The sequence below is a fragment of the Nonomuraea sp. NPDC000554 genome (genome assembly GCF_040300065.1).
In the GTDB taxonomy this organism is placed as follows: Bacteria; Actinomycetota; Actinomycetes; order Streptosporangiales; family Streptosporangiaceae; genus Nonomuraea.
Genome location: NZ_JBEPDC010000002.1, coordinates 166,502 through 187,821 on the forward strand (window position 1 = coordinate 166,502; position 21,320 = coordinate 187,821).

At 70.9% G+C, this 21,320-nt stretch carries 19 protein-coding genes; 8 read left to right on the forward strand and 11 right to left on the reverse strand.

Annotation, left to right across the window (positions count from 1 at the left end; all coding sequences use genetic code 11):
• Window positions 1–76: 76 nt before the first annotated feature.
• From ABT294_RS04690 to ABT294_RS04700, 3 genes are all read right to left on the reverse strand, one after another.
• Window positions 77–1,195, reverse strand: coding sequence for a glycosyltransferase family 4 protein (locus ABT294_RS04690; protein WP_350803548.1), 1,119 nt, complete (start codon window positions 1,193–1,195; stop codon window positions 77–79).
• 91 nt (window positions 1,196–1,286) lie between these two features.
• Entirely contained in the window at window positions 1,287–2,189 is a 903-nt protein-coding gene (locus tag ABT294_RS04695; RefSeq protein WP_350803550.1) for a lysylphosphatidylglycerol synthase transmembrane domain-containing protein, read from the reverse strand.
• A 17-nt stretch (window positions 2,190–2,206) separates the two neighbouring features.
• Window positions 2,207–3,034: a class I SAM-dependent methyltransferase gene (locus ABT294_RS04700; RefSeq protein WP_350803551.1), complete on the reverse strand. Its 828-nt coding sequence runs from the start codon at window positions 3,032–3,034 to the stop codon at window positions 2,207–2,209.
• Between the two features lie 93 nt (window positions 3,035–3,127).
• On the opposite strand from ABT294_RS04700, the gene ABT294_RS04705 reads away from it, so the two are divergent.
• The 3 genes from ABT294_RS04705 to ABT294_RS04715 all read left to right on the forward strand — a co-directional run bounded on the left by ABT294_RS04705 (window position 3,128) and on the right by ABT294_RS04715 (window position 6,295).
• The gene (locus ABT294_RS04705; RefSeq protein ID WP_350803552.1) at window positions 3,128–4,189 is read left to right on the forward strand and encodes an SPFH domain-containing protein; all 1,062 of its coding nucleotides are present in this window, start codon (window positions 3,128–3,130) and stop codon (window positions 4,187–4,189) included.
• Window positions 4,190–4,255: 66 nt separating this feature from the next.
• A complete protein-coding gene (locus ABT294_RS04710) occupies window positions 4,256–5,326 on the forward strand; it encodes a TFIIB-type zinc ribbon-containing protein (RefSeq protein ID WP_350803553.1) in 1,071 nt (356 codons plus the stop codon).
• 9 nt (window positions 5,327–5,335) lie between these two features.
• Window positions 5,336–6,295 carry a lysylphosphatidylglycerol synthase domain-containing protein gene (locus tag ABT294_RS04715; RefSeq protein ID WP_350803555.1) on the forward strand — a complete coding sequence of 320 codons (960 nt, stop codon included), beginning with the start codon at window positions 5,336–5,338 and terminating at the stop codon, window positions 6,293–6,295.
• Here ABT294_RS04715 and ABT294_RS04720 read toward each other — a convergent pair.
• The 4 genes from ABT294_RS04720 to ABT294_RS04735 form a co-directional block, all read right to left on the reverse strand.
• On the reverse strand, window positions 6,196–7,257 hold the full coding sequence (locus ABT294_RS04720) for a glycosyltransferase family 4 protein (protein WP_350803557.1): 1,062 nt from the start codon (window positions 7,255–7,257) through the stop codon (window positions 6,196–6,198). The genes ABT294_RS04715 and ABT294_RS04720 overlap by 100 nt on opposite strands.
• Window position 7,258: 1 nt before the next feature.
• A complete protein-coding gene (locus ABT294_RS04725) occupies window positions 7,259–8,152 on the reverse strand; it encodes a glycosyltransferase family 2 protein (RefSeq protein ID WP_350803559.1) in 894 nt (297 codons plus the stop codon).
• 109 nt (window positions 8,153–8,261) lie between these two features.
• Window positions 8,262–9,098, reverse strand: coding sequence for a hypothetical protein (locus tag ABT294_RS04730; RefSeq protein ID WP_350803560.1), 837 nt, complete (start codon window positions 9,096–9,098; stop codon window positions 8,262–8,264).
• 54 nt (window positions 9,099–9,152) lie between these two features.
• On the reverse strand, window positions 9,153–11,249 hold the full coding sequence (locus ABT294_RS04735) for a hypothetical protein (protein WP_350803561.1): 2,097 nt from the start codon (window positions 11,247–11,249) through the stop codon (window positions 9,153–9,155).
• A 268-nt stretch (window positions 11,250–11,517) separates the two neighbouring features.
• Here ABT294_RS04735 and ABT294_RS04740 point away from each other — a divergent pair, with 268 nt between their 5' ends.
• The 4 genes from ABT294_RS04740 (at window position 11,518) to ABT294_RS04755 (ending at window position 17,307) form a co-directional block, all read left to right on the forward strand.
• Window positions 11,518–13,056, forward strand: coding sequence for a hypothetical protein (locus ABT294_RS04740; RefSeq protein WP_350803563.1), 1,539 nt, complete (start codon window positions 11,518–11,520; stop codon window positions 13,054–13,056).
• Window positions 13,057–13,250: 194 nt separating this feature from the next.
• On the forward strand, window positions 13,251–14,882 hold the full coding sequence (locus ABT294_RS04745) for an LCP family protein (protein WP_350803564.1): 1,632 nt from the start codon (window positions 13,251–13,253) through the stop codon (window positions 14,880–14,882).
• 176 nt (window positions 14,883–15,058) lie between these two features.
• Complete coding sequence (locus ABT294_RS04750; RefSeq protein ID WP_350803566.1) at window positions 15,059–16,282, forward strand: acyltransferase family protein; 1,224 nt, start codon at window positions 15,059–15,061, stop codon at window positions 16,280–16,282.
• A gap of 56 nt (window positions 16,283–16,338) precedes the next feature.
• Window positions 16,339–17,307, forward strand: coding sequence for a glycosyltransferase (locus tag ABT294_RS04755; RefSeq protein ID WP_350803569.1), 969 nt, complete (start codon window positions 16,339–16,341; stop codon window positions 17,305–17,307).
• Here ABT294_RS04755 and ABT294_RS04760 read toward each other — a convergent pair.
• Together ABT294_RS04760 and ABT294_RS04765 are read right to left on the reverse strand one after the other, a co-directional pair.
• Window positions 17,304–18,233 carry a hypothetical protein gene (locus ABT294_RS04760; RefSeq protein WP_350803570.1) on the reverse strand — a complete coding sequence of 310 codons (930 nt, stop codon included), beginning with the start codon at window positions 18,231–18,233 and terminating at the stop codon, window positions 17,304–17,306. The two genes, ABT294_RS04755 and ABT294_RS04760, sit on opposite strands and share 4 nt — an antisense overlap.
• On the reverse strand, window positions 18,230–18,688 hold the full coding sequence (locus ABT294_RS04765) for an RNA polymerase sigma factor (RefSeq protein ID WP_350803962.1): 459 nt from the start codon (window positions 18,686–18,688) through the stop codon (window positions 18,230–18,232). The genes ABT294_RS04760 and ABT294_RS04765 overlap by 4 nt, the downstream gene beginning before the upstream one ends.
• A 125-nt stretch (window positions 18,689–18,813) precedes the next feature.
• Here ABT294_RS04765 and ABT294_RS04770 point away from each other — a divergent pair, with 125 nt between their 5' ends.
• Window positions 18,814–19,497 (forward strand): acetoacetate decarboxylase family protein, encoded by a 684-nt coding sequence (locus ABT294_RS04770; protein WP_350803572.1) that lies wholly within the window; start codon window positions 18,814–18,816, stop codon window positions 19,495–19,497.
• On the opposite strand, the gene ABT294_RS04775 is transcribed toward ABT294_RS04770, so the two are convergent.
• Both ABT294_RS04775 and ABT294_RS04780 read right to left on the reverse strand, forming a co-directional pair.
• Complete coding sequence (locus ABT294_RS04775; protein WP_350803573.1) at window positions 19,494–20,291, reverse strand: ABC transporter ATP-binding protein; 798 nt, start codon at window positions 20,289–20,291, stop codon at window positions 19,494–19,496. The genes ABT294_RS04770 and ABT294_RS04775 overlap by 4 nt on opposite strands.
• A gap of 52 nt (window positions 20,292–20,343) precedes the next feature.
• Entirely contained in the window at window positions 20,344–21,228 is an 885-nt protein-coding gene (locus ABT294_RS04780) for a glycosyltransferase family 2 protein (protein ID WP_350803963.1), read from the reverse strand.
• Window positions 21,229–21,320: the final 92 nt, after the last annotated feature.

Below are 21,320 nucleotides of genomic sequence, written 5' to 3' on the forward strand. Positions count from 1 at the left end.
CGCATGACGCCACGGCGGTCCGGCGAAAGGCCGGCCCTTTCGAAGGGGGGAGGAGTCACTACGCGAGGTTACCGAACTATTCGATGGCGCGTTGATAAGAGCTGAGATGCGCCTCCACCGACGCCTCCCAGGTGAACTCGCGAGCCCTGGCCAGCCCCGCCTCCTGGTACTGCCGGCGCCTCTCCGGCGAGGCCAGGAGGTCGCCGAGCGCGGAGGCGATGCTGTCGGCGTCGGGCTCGGTGTAGGCGACGGCGTCGCCGCCGACCTCCGGCAGGGATGTACGGTGCGTGGTCAGCACCGGCGCGCCGCACGCCATCGCCTCCAGCACCGGCAGCCCGAACCCCTCGCCCAGGGACGGGAACGCCACCACGATCGCCCCGCCGAGGAAGCCCGGCAGGTCGGGGATGCGCAGGAAGCCGGGCCGCACCACCTTGACCGTGGCCTCGACCTCGCGGCAGGCGGCGTCGACGTCGTCCTCGTGCACGCCACCGCCGATCACCAGCGCGGGCGGCTCGTCCAGGCTCTTGACGGCCGCCGCGAAGCCGCGGATCAGGTTGGGGACGTTCTTGCGCGGCTCCAGCGCGCCCAGGAAGGCCACGTACGGCTGGCCGTGCAGCCCGCACCTGTCGGCCGCGCGCCGGATCTCCGCCTCGCTCGGGGGGTGGAAGAGGTCGTGGTCGACGCCGTGGTAGGCGACGTCGATGCGGGTGGGGTCGGCGGCCAGGACGCGCACCAGTTCGTCCCTGGTCGCCTTGGACGGCACGATCACGCGTGCGGCGTGCCGCACGGCGGTGCGGGTGGCCGAGCGGAAGAACGACGCCTTGGCCGCGCTGTGCTGGTCGGGCTCGGTGAACCAGGTGACGTCGTGCACGGTGACGACGGTCGGCAGTCCGGATCGGAGCGGGATCGAGTAGTAGGGGGCGTGGATGACGTCGGCCCCCGCCTTGTGAGCGAGCAGCGGCACTCCGGTCTGCTCCCAGGCGAGCCTGGCCGCCCTGTTGGTGATGGCGACGGGGCCGGGAATGACGTCGGCGGAGGGCGCGAGCCGTCCGTACCTCTCGGCGTCGGCCCGCTGGCAGACCACCGCGAGATCGGCTCCTGCCCGGTCCAGGCCGGCGACCAGCCCGTCAACGTATCTGATCAACGCGCCGCGGTCAGCGGGGACCGCCGCCGCGTCGACGAGCACTCGAGGCATACGAAGATCTTCTCCCCTCAAGATCAACGCGGGACACGGCGTCCCCCTCTGGTTCAGCTTATGACCAGCCTCCCCCAAATCGTGTGCCAAATCACACCGAGTCGCGCCGTGCCGCAATTCCAGCGAGGCCCGCGCAGATCAGGTCCCCTATGACGATGACGACACGCGAGGCGAGCGCGACGGCGATGGCGGATCCGCTGTCGAGCACGGGCGCGAGCACGGCCACCATGGCCACCTCCCGCACCCCGGCTCCCGCCGGCACGACGAACGTCAGGATGCCCAGGCACCACGACAGCGCGAACGCGCCGACGGCGAAGAGCAGGCCGCCCTCGGGGGCGACGAAGTACAGGTGCAGGCCGTAGCAGGCCCAGCCCGCCACCGCCCAGCCCAGCGCGGTGAGCATGCCGCGCCTGGTCAGCGGACGTTCCAGCGGCTCACGCTTCAACCTGCGCAGGCCGTACCCGATCACGCCGTTGATCACCTTGGGCTCCAGCAGCACGAGGAGCACCGGGACGAGGAGCAGCAGCCAGCCGTACCGGTTCCAGCCGAGCGTGCCGAGCGCGACGAGCAGGCCGCTGGCGAGCTGGACCGGCATCATCAGGAAGAAGGCCGCGGCGCTTCGCGAGCGCGGCACGCCGAGGTCGCGGCCCATCTCCATCTGCGCGATCATCGGCCAGACCGCGCCGGGGATGTACTTGCCGAGCTGGCCCACGAAGAACACCTTGGCCGCGGGCCTGAACGGCAGCGGCGAGCCGAGGTCGGCCAGCAGGGTCCGCCAGGTGAGCATGGCGCCGAGCAGCGCGGCCACCACGGCGCCGAGCGACGCGGCCAGCAACGGCGGGTTCAGCCTGGCGAACCCGGCGACCACGGCGTCCCACTGCGAGGCCACGGCCCTGCCGCCGAACCCGAGGGCGACGAGGAGGAACCCGGCGCGGACCAGCCGCCGCACGGGCGACCGCCTCGGCGTCACCACGCCCGGAGTGTCGTCGCTCATGGTCTGCTCTGCCGTGCTCACAGGGGAAGGACCCGCTCGGGGGGCTGCGGGAGGTCGGCGCCCGCCGGGCGGCGCGGCCGCTTCGTCGCCACCCACAGGTACGTCGGCACGAGCGGGAGCAGCAGCCGCAGCGCCGCACGCGGCGTGCGCGCCAGGACGGCCTGCGCGGCCCGGCCGGCCGCGCCGGGGAACAGCTCGGAACCGGCGAACCGGGTCGGCGTGGCCAGCACGGGGAAGGTGTAGTCCCACACGTGGAAGGCCCGCAGCATCCTGCGCAGCCCGCGGCGGGTGCGGAAGCGCTCGTAGTACTGGTCGGCTTTGCCGAACGCGCGGACGTACCGGTCGGCGAGCGCGGGCGGCAGGTACGACAGGAACGGCAGCTTGTAGTGCGGCTCCATGACGCCGAGCCGGTTGCCCAGACCCAGGTAGAGCACGCCGTCGTCGGAGAGCACCCGGCGCATCTCGGCCACCACCGCGTCGGGGTCGACCACGTGCTCGTAGATGTGGTTGAACACCAGGACGTCGATCGAGCCGTCGGGGAACGGCAGCGCCGTGCCGTCGCCGCAGACGAACGCGACCCGCTCGCCGAACCGGTCGGCCGCCCTGCGCAGGCCGGGCACGTCGATGTCGATGCCGAGCGTGTGCCCGGCCCCGGCTCCTGCCAGCTCGTCGGCGATGAATCCGGCCGAGCAGCCGACGTCGCCCACGGTCAGCCCGTCGAGCGGACCGTGGAAGTGCTCGAGCACCGCGATGATCTTCGCGGCCTTGCGGCGGCGTTTCTCCTCGTCCAGCATCGCCGACTGGAACTCGGAGTACTCCAGCTGCGCGACCCGTTGCTTACCCACGCCGCCCAACAGTACCTGCGCTCGACGTCCGTGAACCCGCCAACGGGCTTTGGTACGGTGCCCGACTGCCGCGTTTTCACATTTGGGGGCGAGATGGGGCTCATCGACAAGATCCGGGGCGAGTTCATCGACATCGTGGAATGGCTGGACGACAGCCGCGACACGATCGTGTGGCGCTTCCCCCGGTACGAGAACGAGATCAAGATGGGCGCGCGGCTCGTCGTGCGGGAGTCGCAGGTCGCCGTCTTCGTCAACGAGGGCCAGATCGCCGACGCCTTCTCCCCCGGCACGTACGAACTTCAGACGCGCAACCTGCCGATCCTGTCGACGCTGAAGGGCTGGAAGCACGGCTTCCACTCGCCGTTCAAGGCCGAGGTGTACTTCGTCAGCACCCGCCAGTTCGCCGACTTCAAGTGGGGGACGCAGAACCCGGTCATGGTCCGCGACCCCGAGTTCGGCCCGGTGCGGCTGCGCGCGTTCGGGGCGTACTCGGCCAGGGTGACCGACGCGCGCAGGCTGCTCACCGAGCTGGCGGGCACCGACCCGCAGTTCCGGACGGAGGAGGTCGAGGGGTACCTCCGTCAGATGGTCGTGGGCAGGCTGGTCAACGCCTTGGGCACCGCGAACGTCCCGGTGCTCGCCATGGCGGCCGACCAGCACGAGATGGGACGGCGGCTGGCTGAGATCCTCACCGCCGACCTGGCCGGAGTGGGCATCTCCGTGCCGAACTTCACCATCGAGAACATCTCACTGCCGCCGGAGGTGGAGCAGGCCCTCGACAAGCGCTCCCAGATGGGCATCGTGGGCGACCTCGAGCAGTACGCGAAGTTCCAGGCCGCCAACGCGCTGGAGAACGCGGGCGGGGCCGGCGAGGGCATGGGGCTCGGGATGGGCATCGCGGCGGGCCGGCAGATGGCCGCCGCGCTCGCCCCCCAGCAGGACGGGCCGCCGCCGCTTCCCCAGCAGGAGCAGTGGTACCTGGGCGTGGGCGGCGAGCGGCGCGGCCCGTTCGACCAGCAGGGGCTGGCCGCCGCCGGGCTCACCCCCGACGCGCTGGTGTGGCAGGCCGGCATGGCCCAGTGGGCCCCCGCCAGAGACGTCCCCGAACTGGCCGCCCTGCTGCACGGCACCCCGCCGCCGCTGCCCCCCTCCTGATTCACGGACCCGTCCCGCCGGGCGGCCCTGCCGGCTCGGCTCGCCTGGATCGACGAGAGGACTCCGTTGACCTCCCCCACCCAGATCACCCATCCGTGCGCGGGTTGCGGCGCGAGTGTGGCGTTCGCGCCCGGGACGTCCGTCATGCGCTGCCCCTACTGCGGCAGCGAGCAGCGGATCGCCGCCCCCACCCGCGCCGTGCGCGAGCACTCCTACGACGCCTTCCTGGCCAAGCCGCGCGTCCAGCGGCTCGCCCCCAACCGGTTCGCCTGCCCTGGCTGCGGCGCCCGGACCGAGAGCGACGCGCTGTCCAGGAACTGCCAGTTCTGCGGCACCGTCCTGGTCGCCGACACCGCGCAGGACGTCCAGGTCGCTCCGGAAGCGGTGCTGCCGTTCGCGTTCGACCGCGACCACACCCGTACCCGCCTCCGAAGCTGGGTCAAGTCCCGCTGGTTCGCCCCGAACCGCCTCAAGCGCGTCAGCGAGGCGGAGTCGATGAAGAGCACCTACCTCCCCCACTGGACGTTCGACGCCGGAACCCAGTCCCGCTACACCGGCCGGCGCGGCGACCACTACTACGTGAACGAGACCTACACGCAGAACGGCCAGACCAAGACCCGCCGGGTCCGCAAGACGCGCTGGCGGCCCGCCAGCGGCACCGTGGCCCGCCACTTCGACGACGTCCTGGTCGCCGCCACCTCGCAGGTCCCCAGGGAGCACCTGGACGCGCTGGAGCCGTGGCCGCTGGAGCAGGCCGCGCCGTTCCAGCCCGCCTACATCGCCGGGCACCACACGCTGCGCTACGACACCGAGCCGGAGCGCGGCCTCGACGAGGCCAAGCACACGATGGCGACGGTCATCACGGAGGACTGCCGCCGCGACATCGGCGGCGACGTGCAACAGGTGCAGGGCGTGGACACGCGCTACCACGACATCACGTTCAAGCTGGTGCTGCTGCCCGTGTGGGTCGGCTGCTACCTGTTCGGCGGCCGGACGTACCAGGTGCTCATCAACGGCGTCACCGGCGAGGTGCAGGGCGACAGGCCGTACAGCGCGGTCAAGATCACCCTTGCCGTGCTGGCCGCGCTGGCACTGGTCGGCTGCGTCGTCTGGCTATACCTGGCGAGCCGCGCGTAGCCTGGCCCAATGCTTCGTCGCCTGCTGCGCGTCCTGCTCGCTCTGGTCGCACTCGGTTTCCTCGGCTACGGCCTGGCGCGCAACTGGGACGAGATCGTGACGGCGGCCGGCAGGCTCTCGCCGTGGGCGGTGCTCGGCTCGTTCGCGGCCGTGCTGGCGGGCCAGTTCTGCATGCTGGTCGCCTGGCGGCAGGTGCTGGCCGGGCTCGGCACGCCGCTCCCGCTGCGGGTGGCCGGGCGGATCATGTTCGTCGGCCAGCTCGGCAAGTACATCCCCGGCTCGGTCTGGGCGTACGCGGCGATGATGGAGCTGGGCCGCGACCACGGCAGCCCGCCGCGCCGCACGTTCGCGTGCATCTCGCTGTCCCTGGTGATCAACCTGGGGGTGGCGCTGTCCATCGCCGCCGCGACGCTGGCGACCCAGCAGGCCGTGCGCCAGGCCTGGTACCTGCTCCTGCTCGTGCCGGTGATCATCGTGTGCCTGCACCCGAAGGTGCTCACCTGGGGTCTCAACCTGGCGTTGCGCGTCGCCCGCAGGGAACCGCTGGAGAGCGTGCTCCCCGGACGTACCGTCCTCGTCGCGGTGGCCTGGACCGCGCTCGGCTGGTTCGTCTACGGCCTGCACATCTCGCTGCTCGCGGGCCGGTGGGACATCTACCTGATCGCGACCGGCGGCTACGCGTTCGCCTGGGCGAGCGGGCTGCTCGCCGTCGTCGTGCCCGCGGGCGTGGGCGTGCGTGAGGGCGCGCTGGTGCTCGTCCTCACGCCGGTCATCGGCACCGGGGCCGCCTACGCGGCGGCGGTGGTGTCGCGGGTGGCGTTCACGCTGGGCGACGCCCTGGCCGCCGGCGTCGCCTTCCTGCTCGGACGTCAGGAAGCCAGCAAGGTGGCGACGTACACGGCCCAGAACGGCTCCGGATCGACCGCCTTGACCCCCGACCGCAACCTCTCGGGCTCGCCCGACGCGTAGAAGCGCTCGATCGCCCGCCGCAGCGCCGCGACGTCGCCCGGCTCGACCAGCAGGCCGTCGACGCCGTCGGTGACGTGCTCGGCGAGCGCGCCGACACGGGTGGCGATCACCGGCACGCCGTTCTCGTGCCCGAGCCAGACGTTCTGGCTGGCGGTCGCGCTCCGGTACGGCAGGACGAGCGCGTCGGCCTCGGCGAACAGCCCGGGCACGTCCTCGGCGGCCACGTAGCCGGGACGCAGCTCAACCCTGTCGCCCAGGCCCAGCTCCGTGACCAGCGCCTCGGTCTCCTGGAGGCCGCCCCAGAACTCGCCCGCCACGGTCAGGCCGACCCCCTCGGGCAGGGCACGCAGCAGCAGGTCGAGCCCCTTGTACGGGCGGACCATCCCGAAGAAGAGCAGCCGGTCGCGCACGCCCGCCTGCTGGGCCGCCTTCGTGGCGGGCAGGTGCGGTGGCAGCCCGGCCACGCTCACCCGCCGGTCGGTCAGCGACCGGGCCAGCGCCGCCTGCTGGTCGGAGTGGGTCAGCACGCTGTCGACCCGGTTGAGCAGCGCCTTCATCAGCGGCCTGTCGTACGGCTTGCGCTCGTGCGGCAGCACGTTGTGGCAGAGCGCGACGGTGGGCGTCCTTCGCCCGATCCCGAGCAGGATCCCCAGGTAGGCGGGGACCTGGACCGGGCTCAGCACCGTCAGGATGACCAGGTCGGCCGAGCGCAGCCGCCGCCCGCACGCCACCCACCCGTCAGGACGCCGCCAGTCGAGGTCGCGCCGGGTGCCGGGGAACGGCGTGCCCTCGGGCGCGGAGATCGTCTGCTGCCCCGGATACAGGAACGACGGGTACTGCGCCCGCCACGACTCGATCACCACGTCGTGGCCGTGAGCGGCGAGCCGGTGCGCGAGCTCGGTGGTGTGCTGCGCCCCGCCCCCCTTGTACGGATAGGTCGGGCCGACGATGGCGATCCGCACGCTACTCCCCTCGCGACCGCACGATCAGGTCCGCCAGCAGGGCCACCGACCCGATCAGCAGCCCGGACAGGAAGATCATGACGGTGTTCGCGGGGAAGTAGAACGGCTGCCGGATCATGTCCCAGACGCCCTTGACGAACCCGATCCCCACCAGCCAGAGCGCCGGCGGCATGAGCACCTTGAGCGGGTTGAAGTACATGATCATCCGCAGCACTTGCAGGATGTACCGGTACGCGTCGGACACGAAGCTGAACTTCGACTTGCCCGCCCGCTTGGCGTAGTCGATCGGCAGGTAGTAGACGTCGTGCTGGTTCGACAGGAACGACAGCGTGATCGTCGTGACGCAGGAGAACCCGGGAGGCAGCAGCCTGAGGTACGGCTTCGCCACGGACCTGCGGAACGCCCGCAGCCCAGAGTTCAGGTCGGGGATCTTCTGCCCCGCCAGCTGCTCGGCCACCTTGCGGATCACCCACTTGGCGGGCACGCGCAGCAGCTTGTGCGAGCCCTCCTCGCTGGTGCGCGCGCCGACCACCATGTCGATGGCCTGGTCCTTCTCCAGGATCTGCACCAGCTCGGGGATGCGCTCGTTCGGGTACGTCATGTCGGCGTCGGTCCAGACGACGATCTCGCCCCTGGCCTCCTGAGTGCCGATCCTGCGGACCGTGCCGGCGCCTCCGTTGCGGTGGAAGGCGCGGATCCGCAGGTGCGGGAATCTCGGCGCGGCCTCCTGCAACCTGGCCAGCGTGTGGTCGGTGGAGCAGTCGTCGACCGCCACCAGCTCGTAGGTGTAGCCGCTCGAGTCCATCGCCCTCGTGATGCGCTCCACCTCGTCGATCACGTGATTCTGCTCGTTGTAGCAGGGCAGGACAATCGTGACGTATGGCGCTTCTTCCACGGCGTTTCCACTCTGGGGGGTCTCAGGCGTGCTCACGTGCGTCGAGGGTACTCTGCCCAGCTGGGAGCCGAGTCCACATCGAGCTCCGGCAGGCTCCCCGCACCGCCCATCACTTGACCAAGTTCACCCACCCGACGCCTGGCATCCGGAGCACTCCCCGGCCCGCCGCCCTGGCCTTTCCTGGGTCGTCGAACCGGACGTAGAGCACCTCGGGGACGTCGGCGACCGTGACGTACCGCTCCGGGTCGTCGTGCTTGGCCAGCCGCAGCCCGAACTCCCTGTCCTGGAGAAACACCTCCTCGACCCCGTCGAGCCCGCGCAGCCTCGCCACGACCGCGTCGCGCTGCGCCACCGTGGCGGGTCCGCCCACGCAGGCGGCGGACATCCGAGCGGATACGCACAGCGACACCGCGAGGTCGGCCTTGCCCTTCCAGAAGTTTCCATAGGTATGGAAAATGCCCGAGATCCCCGGCTTTCCGGTCAGCTTCTGCTTGACCGTCCCGAAGTCCGCCGAGCGCCGCAGCCGCCCCTCGATGTCGGGCAGCACGGTCGAGGTGTCGACCTTCGCGAGCTCCGCCGGGTCGATCAAGCTCGCGCGGTTCGCCGCCCGAATCTCCTCCGCGGAGCGGACGGCGACGGAGGCGACTTCCGGCATACCTCGCAGCATCGCCAGCACGCCCTCGACCGTGCCCTTCGGGCAGCCCACGTCCCCGTCGAGGCAAGGGAGCACGGCGAAGCCGTCGGCGGCGGGGAAGGGCCCGTCGGGCGGCGGAGAGGGCAGCAGCGACCGCTGGTAAAAGTGCCAGCCGCCGACCGCGAGCGCGCCGAGCAGCACCACGGACGCCGTCACGATGGCCAGCAACCGCCGGTGCGCCGCCGCCCACCGTGGTAACCGCGGCTCCTCGTCGTCACCTAACGCCAACTCGTCGGTCTCCCCGTACGACATGCCCACGATTATGCGCCAGGATGTGTCGCCCGGCCCGCCCCATGGTCAAGTCGATTAGGGCGTCGCCATCCACACGTTGATCCGCAGCCACCAGGTGCCGTTCGGCGGGTCCACCAAGGACCGCTCGTCCTGGCGGGTGACCAGGCCCATGACCTGCCGCGGCGTCCCGTACGGGCGCACCTGCCGCTCCTCCGCGGCGAGCACCACGGGGACCCGCCCCGCCGCGCGTACCCGCTCCACCACGCGCCGGACGTCCTGCTCGGGCGCGGTGTCGTTCCCGGTCTCGATGCGGATCTGCGCCGTCGGTAGCCCGCACATGCCGCGCACGACCTGCGTGAAGCGGTCGCCCGTCACCCGCTCGATGATCAGCACGGACGCGTCACGCGGCAGGCTCGCGCACATCGCCTCCACCGCGGCCTGCTCGCCCTGCTCGACCGGCGTGAACGCGGTGCCGATCGACGTCACGGCCGGAGGGACGAGGACGAGCAGGCACCCGGCGATCCCGATCCAGCGGGAGCCGTAGCCGCGTTCGCGCGCCCGGTCGCGTACCCAGCCGAGCCCCCAGACGGCGAGCACGATCAGCCCCGGGATCACGACCGGCACCAGGCGGCGGGACGCCCACGGATGGTCGGGAGTGATCTCCGGGCGCAGCAGCGTGGTGACGGTGGTCCAGCCGATGACGGCCAGCGGCAGCAGCCACGCGAACGGCTCGCCGCTCCGCAGCAGCCTGCGGACGAGCACCGCCGCCGCGACGGTGGCCAGCACGACCACGGGCAAGCCGACGTACCAGACCACCCAGTGCAGGGACAGCTCCGAGTACAGCCGCGTCCCGTCGATCGGCAGCCGGTCGGCCTGCTGGGTCTTCTGGATGAACGTGGCGGTGACCTGGTCCTCCGGCGTCGTCACCTCCCGGTGCACGGTCTGCAGCCAGGGACGTACGGCGAACCCCGTCATGACCAGCACGACCAGCCACGCCCCCGCCGGAGCCGCCCACCGCGGCAGCCGGAGCCGGGCCAGCCAGGGCGCGGCGACCGTCCCGGCGACGGTCAGCACCATCACGGACGCGCAGATGGCCAGCAGCGGGTTCACCGACCGCGACAGGTAGGCCAGGTACGGCCGAGACAGCGCGTACGCCGCCAGCACCCCGGCCCCGGCGCCCACCACGACCCCTGCCAGCAACCAGGGCCCCACCCACGGCCCCCCGGCCCCCCGGCTCCCCGGCTCCCCGAGGGCCTCCTCCCCAACGGGGAGCGACCCCGCTGTCCCGTCCGTGCGGGAGAAGCGGCGCATGGCGATCAGCAGGCCCGCGAAGGCCAGCACCGGCAGGACGTCGCGCAGCGCGTCCACCCTGACCAGCACGGCCAGCCCGGTCACCAGGCCGGCCAGCGCGCCCGCCGCCCAGCCCGGCCTGGGACGGGAGAGCGCGTCGTGCACCAGCGCCAGCCCGCCGAACAGCAGGATCAGCGACGGGATCTCGCTGAACGTGGTCCGCGAGGTGTAGAGCACCGGCAGGCTCAGCGCGAACGCCAGCGCGGCCAGCGGCGCCCACCGGCCGCCCGCCAGCCGTCCCGCCAGCCCGCCCACCGTGAGCACGGCGAGCGCCCCCAGCACGGCGGGCGTCAGGAGCAGCCCGCCGAGCCAGTCGCCGGCGGCGAAGAGCATCGGCGGCCCCGGCATGAACTGCGGCACGACCGCGCCATCGACCTGGTAGAAACCGATTCTGGCGAAGAGCAGGGCAGGGTCGGCTCCGCCGAACGCCTCCGCCTGAGCGGGGATCGGCAGCGACCCGTGCTTCGCGAGCCAGATGGCGTACTGCGCGTACGTGGCGGGATCACGCCGGACGATCAACTGCTCGCCGTGCATGACCGCGTTGAACACCCCGGCCCCGGCGGCGACGGCGACGACCGCCGCGACCTGCCGGCCCGTCGCCTCGACGACCTCGGGCAACCGGCGCAACCCCGCCCAGCACAGCAGCCCGATCACCGGCAGCCCGAGCAGCACCGCGGCCACCGGCTCGAACCGGCCGACCAACAGCAACGGCAGCCCCGCGACCAGCCACCCGGCGACCACCAGCGCAGGCAGCACCGAGACCGCGGCGAGCACCCTGCCCGCCGACGGCCTCCGCAGCTGATCGAACCAGGCAGGCCTCATCGTTGATCGCGAGCGTATCCAACGACCACCCCCAACCGCTCCCACACCGCGGGACGCGGGATCACCGTGCGCCCGACCACGGCACGGACACAGCCCGCCTGGGTCGTGGCGGCTGCGCGCGCCCTGGAGTCGTGGGCACGGGCCGCAAGAACCGTGACGCGGGCTCCGGCCGCCAGGTCGTGGCGTCGGCGCGCTCCCGGAGCGTGGAGCGCTCGCGGGATCGTGGCGTGGGCGCGGGTCGGCGGGAAACGCGGGTAGCGTACGGCGCGTGCCGGTGGAGCGGGAGGACGTGCAGGTGGAGGCCGACGAGGGCGTCGAAAGGCCCACGCGGCCCGGCTGGCACGCCACGGTCGAACGGCTGCGCGACACCGTGACCGGCTGGCGAGAGACCGACCGGCGAAGGGCCGACTGGCAGAAGGCCGGCCGCTTCGTCAGGCGGCACGCGTGGTTCCTCGCGGTGCTGGCGGCGGGCGCCGTGCTGCGGGTCGTCACGATGCTCGGCTACCGCCCGGCGCTGTGGTTCCCCGACACGTACACCTACATCGTCACGGTGTTCCACCCCCGGCCGGACCTGGTGCGCCCGGCCGGCTACTCGGCGTTCCTCAAGCTCCTGGAGCCGTTCCACTCCTTCGGCGCCGTCGCGGCCGTGCAGCACCTGCTCGGGCTCGCCACCGGCGTGCTGGTGTACTGGGCCGCGCGCCGGGCGCCGAGGTGGGCGGCGACGCTGGCCGCCACGCCGGTGCTGCTCGACGCGTACCAGGTCGAGGTGGAGCACCTGCTCGTCTCCGACACGCTGTTCATGTTCCTGGTCGTCCTCGCGGTGGCGCTGACGCTGGCGCGCAGGCAGTCCGTCGTGGCGATCGGGCTGCTGCTCGCCGCCGCCACGCTCACCAGGACGGTCGGGCAGCCGCTCATCGTGGTCATGGCCGCCTGGTTCCTGCTGCACAGGCGCATCGGACGCGCGGGCGTCCTGCTCGCGGCGGCGGTCGTGCCCGTCCTGGCGTACGGCGGGTGGTTCTACGCCACCTACCATCGCGTCGGCCTGGTCGGCGCGAACGGCGCGTTCCTGTACGCCCGGGCGATGTCCTTCGCCGACTGCGCGAAGCTGGACCCGCCGCCGGACCTGAGGGTGCTCTGCGACCCCAGGCCGCCCGCCCGGCGCCCGCCCTCGCAGGAGTACCTCTGGGCCAAGGACTCCCCGCTCGTGCTCCTGCCCGGCATCACGTTCTCGAAGGAGAACGACGAGCTCGCGAGCCGGTTCGCCACGCTGGCCGTCCAGAAGCAGCCGCTCGACTACGCCGCCTCCGTCCTGTCAGAGCTGGGACGGACGTTCGTGTGGGGCCGCCCGGTCTACCCCGACCAGGAGATCTACGGCTACTACCAGTTCCCCGCCGTCGCGCCCGCCCCGCCCGGCCGGCACGCGGCGCAGCTGGGCGTGCGGATGGGCATCCGCTACGAGCAGGGGCCGATCGGCACCGAGGTGGTCGAGCCGTTCGCGGGCTGGATGCGGGCCTACCAGGACGTGGTCCGCTTGCCCGGCACCGTGCTCCTGGCGGTCCTGCTCGTCCCGCCCGCTCTGGCGGTCGTGCGACGCCTGCGCGCCCCGTCCTCACCGGACCGGCAGATCCCGTCCGGCGAGCGGGGCGGAGACGGCGAGCGGTGGCCGGCGTGGTTGGTGCCGTGGTCGGTGGGCGTGATGTTGCTCCTGGTGCCCCCGGCCGTCGCCGAGTTCGACTACCGGTATGTGCTCCCGGCAGTGCCGCTGGCCTGCATGGCTGCGGCGTTGAGCATCCGTCCCAACCTGTGAATGCGGTAAAGAGTCTGGCCATGTTATTCCAGGAAATGTCCAGGTCTGAGTATGCTTTGGGCCGGTAATATCACGCCCGTGTCACGGCTGATTCTTGTCAGTGCCGGATGCGGGTACGCCGCACGTGACCTAGTCTCGTGGCGCAGAACGACCGAGCCACGCGTTGACGCGCATGGGGCCAGGCAAGGGGGCGTATGAGTGACCATAGGAGCGCGTCCGTGCAGGACCGCAGGCTCGCCCCGACTGATCCCGGCTACCGGGGAGCGCGACGGGCGAACGCCTCGCCGCCCCCGCCGGAAGACCTGCCCCCGCGCAGCCACCGCAGCGGCGGCGGCTCCGGCGCCGGCAAGATGCGGATTCTCGCCTGGATCAGCATCGCCGCCACCACCCTCATGGTCGGTGGCGCGCTGACCGGGTACACGGTCTACCGCGACGCCTTGGGCTCGATCAACAAGAAGGATTTCGAGCAGGACATCATCGGCACCCGCCCCCCTGACACGGGCGCACTCAATGTCCTGCTCGTCGGCTCCGACACCCGCGCGGGCAAGGGCAACGCCCGGTACGGCCAGAAGCTCGCCCGGGAAGCGGACGCGGGCGGCAAGCGCACCGACACGATCATCCTCTTGCACATCTCGCCCAACCGCGACCAGGCCCGGCTGATCAGCTTCCCGCGCGACTCGATGGTGGATATCCCCGCCTGCAAGAACGAGACGACCAAGCAGACCATCCAGGCCCGCCGAGACATGATCAACTCGGCCTACAACTCCGGCGGCATCGCCTGCACGATCTCGACGCTGGAGAAGCTCACCGGCATCCGCATCGACCACTTCGCCGAGGTCGACTTCAGCGGCTTCAAGAACATCGTCGACGCGCTCGGCGGCATCCAGATCTGCCTCAAGTCCGGCGTCAACGACAAGAACTCCAAGCTCGTCCTGCCCCCCGGCAAGAGCCTGCTCGACGGCGAGAAGGCGCTCGGCTTCGTGCGGCTGCGCCACTACGGCGACGGCAGCGACATCCAGCGCATCAGGCGCCAGCAGCTCTTCCTCAGCAAGGTCGTGGCCAAGGCCATGAGCTCCGAGCTGCTGACCGACGTCCCGAAGCTCACCGGGTTCATCAAGGCCGCCGCGCAGTCGGTGACCATGGACCCTGACCTGGCCAACGACCCCTCGCAGCTCATCGAGCTCGCCCAGAGCGTCCAGAAGCTGACCACGGGCGGAGTCAAGTTCACCACGATCCCCTGGACCCCCGACCCCGAGGACAAGAACCGCGTGGTCTGGAAGCAGCCCGACGCCAACGAGCTGTTCAACGCGATCAAGGCGGACGTGGAGCTCCCGTCCGCCTCGCCGTCCGCCAGCGCGAGCGCCAGCACCAAGCCCAAGGTCGCCATCAAGCCCGAGCAGGTGCAGGTGCAGGTGCTCAACGGCACCACCACGATGGGCAAGGCCCGCGAGGTCGCCGACATGCTGGCCAAGGAGGGCTTCAAGGTCACCGGCCTCGGCAACTACCAGGCCACCGAGGGCAAGAGCCAGGCGACCACCGAGGTCCGCTACGCCAAGAACGCGGCCGAGGGCGCCGACTACGCCGGCGTGCTGTCCGCGGCGCTGACGCCGAAGCCCGCCCCGACGTCCGGGAAGGTGCGGCCGACCACGACCGACGTCTACACCCCGTCGGTGCCGGCGCCCACGGCTTCGGCGAGCGCCAAGGGGGCTCCGGTGATCCAGCTGGTCGTCGGCTCCGACTTCAAGGCAGTCAAGCCGACCAAGCTTCCCGACAGCGTCAACCAGAGCACCGTCACCGCGTCCGAGCAGAAGAACGTCTGCGTCTGAGCCTCAGAGTTCCCTGTGTATGCGGGGTTTCTGAACCGGCTCGAGAGACAGGACCCGCGCCGCCGGGATATCGTGGTGCGGGTCGGCGACACCGCTCGCTGGGCGGCGTCAGAACGTCTGTCAGGCATTGCGGTGCTCGCGTTCCCCCGACCCCGAGCGAAGCTGAGCAACTCTCCGTGTCTGACACCAAGCACTCCCTACCGGTCACGACCCCGGGAAGCCCCGGCGAAGCCGGAGAGGGCTCTGGGCCTGCCAACACGGGAGCGAAGTGGCCGCTACCGGAAGAGGCCTTCTGGAGTGAGCAGACCGACCCGCACGGCGCGCTGCCCGACCCGGAGCAGAGCGGCGAGAAGGACGACGGCAAGCAGCAGAAGGCCGAGCCGGAGCCCGCGCCCGAGCCGCAGAAGCGCAAGCGCGACCCGTTCCTCGACAACGTCAAGTTCCTGCTGATCGTCACGGTGATCATCGGTCACTCGCTGGTGCCGACGTTCAACTCCCACTCGTCGCGGGCGCTCTACATCTTCATCTACATGTTCCACATGCCGCTGTTCACGCTCGTCAGCGGCTACCTGTCGAGGAACTTCTGGAACTCCAACGCGAAGACCAACAAGCTGGTCGACACGTTCGTGGTGCCGTACGTCATCGTCGAAGTGGGTTACGCCGCGCTCCGGTTCGGGCTGGGGCAGAAGTGGTCGCTCACGATCATCGACCCGGCCTGGATCAACTGGTACCTGCTTGCCCTGCTGTTCTGGCGGCTGTCGACGCCGGTGTGGAAGCGGATGAAGTTCCCGATCCCGGTGGCGATCGCGATCTACCTGTTCGCCGGGTTCTCGCAGATCGAGGGTGACTTCAGCATGGACAGGTTCTTCGGCCTGATGCCGTTCTTCGTGATCGGCCTGTGCATGCAGCCGGAGCACTTCGAGCGGCTCGACCGGCTGTGGATCAAGATCGCCGGAGGGGTCACGCTGGTCTGCGCCGCCGCCGTGGCCATCTTCATCGCGCCCAAGGCGCCGCTCAAGCCGTTCTACTACAAGCACAGTTACCAGGACATGGACCTGTCCTGGTGGATGGGCCTCGGCGTGCGCACCGGGCTGCTGGTGTGCGCGATGGCGATGTGCCTGGCGGTCCTGGCTCTGGTTCCCAGGCGCGAGACGTGGTTCACCGACCTCGGCACCCGCACGCTCTACTGCTACGTGCTGCACGGCGTGCCCGTCCTCATCGCCAAGGAGATGGGCTGGCTGAGCTTCCCGTGGCTGTACGGCCCGCTCGGGGTGCTCGCGATCACCTCGTCGGCTCTGGCGCTGGCGATCGTGCTCTCCCTGCCCGAAACCCGCACGATCTTCAAGTGGGTCCTTGAACCTCGCTTGACCTGGTTGTATCGCCGCCCTTCAGGAAGTTAAGCGGTAATTCCCCCCGCATTAACGCCTTTGACCGGGTAAGCGCTCAGCATCGACCTATGCGGGTTTGCGTCGCCACGATCGCCCATCATCCTGAGGACGCCCGGATCATGCACAGGCAGATCCGGGCACTGCTCGACGCCGGCCACGAGGTGACCTACGTGGCCCCGTTCACCCATTTCAACGTGACGCCCGCCGACGGGCTCGCCGCGGTCGACGTCCCGCACGACGCGCGATACGGCAGGGCCGCCTCGGCCCTCAGACGCGGCGTCAAGGACGCGGACCTGCTGATCGTGCACGACCACGCGCTGCTGCGGGTGCTGCCGCACCGCCGCCCACCGGTGGTGTGGGACGTCCGCGAGGAGGCGAGCGCCAAGCGCCTGGCCCGCGCCGCGAGGCGGCACCAGGTGTGCACGTCCGACGTGGTCCCGGAGGCCACTCTGGTGTCGCCGGTCCCTCCCCCTTCGGGCGACACCAGAGTGGTCCACATCGGCCGCCTGTCGGCCCGGCGCGGGGTGGCCGAGCTGATCGGGCTCGCCGAGCGGCTCGTCCCGCACGGCGTCAGGATGGACCTGATCGGCGCCGCCGACCCCGCGATCCGCCCGCTGCTGCGCGACGCCCAGCGGGTGGGGCTGCTCGACTGGTTCGGCTACGTGCCCAACCGGCACGCCCTGCGGATGGCGGAAGGCGCGCTGGCGGGGCTGTCGCTGGCCGCGGAGAACGTGCCCGGGGTGCCGACCAAGGTGCTCGACTACATGGGCAGGGGCCTGCCGGTGGTCACCACGCCACAGGCCGCCGCGTTCGTGGAGCGGGCCGGGTGCGGGATCACGGTCCCGTTCGACGTGGACGCGGTGCTGAACGCCGTCCTGGATCTGAAGGAGGACCCGGCGCGGCGGGCCGCGCTGGGCGCACGGGGCCACGCCGAGGCCCGGCTGCGCCACCACTGGCCCGACCACGCGGCGGACTTCGTGGCCAAGGCGGAGGCGTGGGCGGGCGTCGCGGCCCCCGTCCAGTACCTGGCCGTCTAGGGACGGTTGAGGTCATAGGTGACGTCGGCCACCCGGACCGTCTGCACCAGCGGGTCCTCGATGAGCTTGCGCAGCTCCCCGATCTTGGCGATCGGGTCCACGTAGGCGTAGGCCAGGCCCTCGTTGGCCGCCTTGCGCAGCCTGTCCAGGCTGAGGTCGAAGTCGCGCAGGTTGTCATCGTCGTAGTCGTGCAGCAGGCCCACCCAGGCGCGCAGCCCCTGGAGATAGCTCCTCGGCGCCTCGGAGCACATCTGGATTTGCCCGTCCACCATGGGCGATCTCTCCCACGTGGTGTCGTTCCACGTGATGGGGATGGACCTGGGCCGCCGCTCGTACACCACCTTGTCGGGGCAGGCCTCGTACTTGGCGCCGAAGGCGACGAGCTCCTCCGTACTGAGCGGCCTGGCGAACTCGACCACGGCCAGGGCGTTGAGATCGGCGGGCAGCCGGGCCAGCACCTTGCGGGTGTCCTTCTTGGGCTGGTTGCCGGTGCTGACGTTGCCCAGCGCCGTGCTCAGCGTGGTGTTGGCACCGTTGCCGAGTGGGAGCCTGCCGACCCGGCCGAAGAAGTCCTGCTGGACGGTGTAGGTGCTGCCGCCATTGGTGGAGAACCCGCCGATGGCCCGCACCGGAGCGCCTCTGACGGTGAACGCCATCGACCACGGCGTGATGTCGCAGCAGCTCTCGACGTGGAGGTTGTAGGCGGGGTTGTAGAGCTGGAAGGCGGTGCCGAGCACATCCATCATGCGCTGGTCCCGGTCGCCGCGCTTCTGGACGAGCGTCAAGCCGACCGTCGCGACCAGCACGAGCGCGACCAGCGCGGCCAGCACGATGAAGGCGGTCCTGAACACTCCCCTGCGCACCGCCCTGCGGGTGGCCTTCGGGTCGAAGTCCGGCATCGGCGGAAGGGTCAGCTCGTCGGTCATCGGACTGCTCCATAGGTCTCGGCGAAGGCGGCTCGGGCCCGCCACACGGCGGTCTTGATCGTGGCGTGTTTCCTGCCGGTCATCGCGGCCACCTCCACCAGGGAGAAGCCGTCGAAGTAGACCAGCGTGAGGAGCCTGCGGTGCTGCTCGGGCAGCCGGTCGAGGGCGTCACGCACGGCGAGCGCCTCGACGTGCAGCGGCGGCACACCCAGCTCATCGGGGTCGGGCAGCGCCAGTTCGAGGCGCCGGCGCCTGACATGGTCGACCAGGACGTTGCGCGCGATGGCGAGCAGCCAGGCGGCCGGGTTCTCGCCGCGCCAGCCGAGCAGCGCCCTTGTGGCCTTGACGAAGGTCTCCTGGGCGAGGTCCTCGGCCAGGTGGGGGTCGCGGGTCCGGCGCAGCAGGAATCCGCACACGAGCGGCCAGTGCTCGCGGTACAGCTCCTCGATGATGATGCCCTCCGCGTACGTCTGATTGTCACTTCATGACAGACGGCGCCGGGGCGGGAATGGTCACACGGCTTTCGGGTTGATGTACTGGGGGTATGGCATCGCATCTGATCCAGGGCCGTTCTGTGAGCATGCCTGTGCAGGTGAGAGACGCGACGGTGTGCAGCGCCATGTACTCCGTCAGGGCCGACGCGGCCAGGGCGGTGATCGCCTACTCGGGTCTGGACGTGGCCGAGGTGTTCCCCGGCCGGGCGGTCTGCGCACTGGCGTTCGTCGACTACCGCGACGGCGACCTCGACCGCTACCACGAGTTCGGCATGGCGTTCCTGATCCGCCCGCCGGGCCGGGCCGGCAAGGTGGGGCTCGCCGACCTGAGGCACGCGGGGGCGTTCATCCACTGGCTGCCGGTGAACCAGGGGTTCACGCTGGAGGCCGGTCGCGACATCTGGGGCTTCCCCAAGGAGCTGGCCGACATCGAGCTGCGGCTCGACTCGCCGTACAAGCGGTGCATTCTGCGCAAGGACGGCCGACTGGTGCTCGACATGCTGGTCAGGCCGGGCATTCCGGTGCCCGGCACCGCCGCGCCGACCCCCATGGACGCCTACACGCATCTGGACCGCGTGACCCGCCGGGTGCCGTGGTCGGTGCGGGCGCACGGCGTCAGGGTGCGGCCGGGCGGCGCGCTCGTCAGGCTCGGCAACCACCCGATCGCCAAGGAGCTGAGCGAGCTGGGCCTGCCCAAGCGCCCGCTGCTGACCATGACGGTCGCGCATGCCGCGATGACGTTCGACGACGCCGTCGAAGTCGCGTTCTAGACGGCGGCGCGGGCGCTCCACCGGCCGCCGGCACGGGTGATCAGCACCGGGTGGTCGAAGCACTTGCTCACCTGGTCGGTGGTCAGCACCTCGTCCACTGGCCCCGAGGCCATGCACTCCCCCTCGCGCAGCAGCAGCGCGTGCGTGGTGCTGGCGGGCAGCTCCTCCAGGTGGTGGGTCACCAGGACGGTGGCCAGCGACGGGTGCTCGCGGCGCAGCGTGTCGAGGCTGCTGAGGAGTTGCTCGCGGGCTGCCAGGTCGAGGCCGGTGGCGGGCTCGTCCAGCAGGACGAGGCGCGGGCTCGGCATGAGCGCCCGCGCGATGAGCGCCCTGCCGCGCTCGCCCTGCGACAGGTTCGGCCAGCGCAGGTCGCGCTTGCCGCCCATGCCCATCAGCTCGATCAGCCGGTCGGCCCGCGCCTCCTGCTCGGGCGTCGGCGCCCACCTGGGCACCAGCTCGATCGTGTTGGTGGCGCCGGTCAGCACCAGCTGGCGCACGCTCAGTCCGGACTCCAGCGCGTGCCGGGGGTTGACGTGCCCCAGGTACGACCTGAGCTCGCGGACGTCCACCCGTCCGAGCCGGTGGCCGAGGACCTCGACGACGCCGCGGGTGGGGTGCTTGACGGCCCCCAGGAGGTCCAGCAGCGTGCTCTTGCCGGCACCGTTGGCACCGAGCAGCGCCCAGTGCTCCCCCTGCTGCACGGTCACGGAGATCGAGCGCAGGAGCCGGTTGCCGTCGCGGACCACGTCGACGTTGTCAGCCCGCAGGACGGGCCCGGTCTCGGAGGGGATCATCCCCGCACGGTACCAAATTCGTCAGATGTTCTGAGGACTGGTCGCCGCGGCCTCAGACGATCGGCGGCCGTCCGAGCTTCACCATCCGCCAGGCCGTGCGCCAGGCCATCGGGCGGCGCTCACCGGCCGGAGTGCGCAGCCCTTCGAAGAACCCGGTGAACCAGGCCTTGATGGCCTCGCCGGAACGGCGCTCGCGGATCAGCGTGAGCACCACCCAGTCGAGCAGATAGAGGACGGCGAGCGGCCAGGGCAGGTTGCGGCGGGCCAGCCAGACCCGGTTCCTGGCGTTCATCCGGTAGAAGTCGGCGTGCCTGGTCGGCGGGACCTGCGGGTGGTACATGACGGTCTCGGCGTCGTACTCGATCCGGTAGCCCTCACCCAGCAGCCGCCAGGCCAGGTCGGTCTCCTCGTGCGCGTAGAAGAAGCGCTCGGGAAGGCCGCCCACCTGGAGGAAGGCCGAGCGGCGGATCGCCGAGGCGCCGCCGAGGAAGGTGGTGACGGGCGACGAGCGCTCAGGGTCGCCCGCCCGCAGGCGCGGCACGTGGCGGCGCTGGCCGATGCCGCCCTCCGGGTCCATCACCCGGAAGGAGATCACCGCGAGATCGGGCTCGGTGGCGAACCGGTCGCGGACGTGTGAGACGACCTTCTGGTTGGCGTACCAGCCGTCGTCGTCGAGGAACAGCACGACGTCACCGGAGCACTCCTCGACGCCGCGGTTGCGGCCGGCCGGGATGCCGGTGTTCCGGTCGAGCCGGACCGTCTTCACAGTCGCGGACGAGCCCTCGAGTGGCGTCGCGGACACCTCGGGCACGTCGGCGCCATTGCCCACGATCACCACCTCGACGTCGCCGTCGATCTGGTTGAGCGCGGACTCGACCGCCCGGTTAAGCTCCGCGACCCGGTTGCCCATGGTGAGGATGACGCACGAGATCTTCAACGGGTCATCGTCCTGACGCGTTGAGAGCACGAGCGGAGCATTCTTTCATGATCACCGAGTCTGCTGGTCTGCATGTTTCCTGAGAGTGGTGG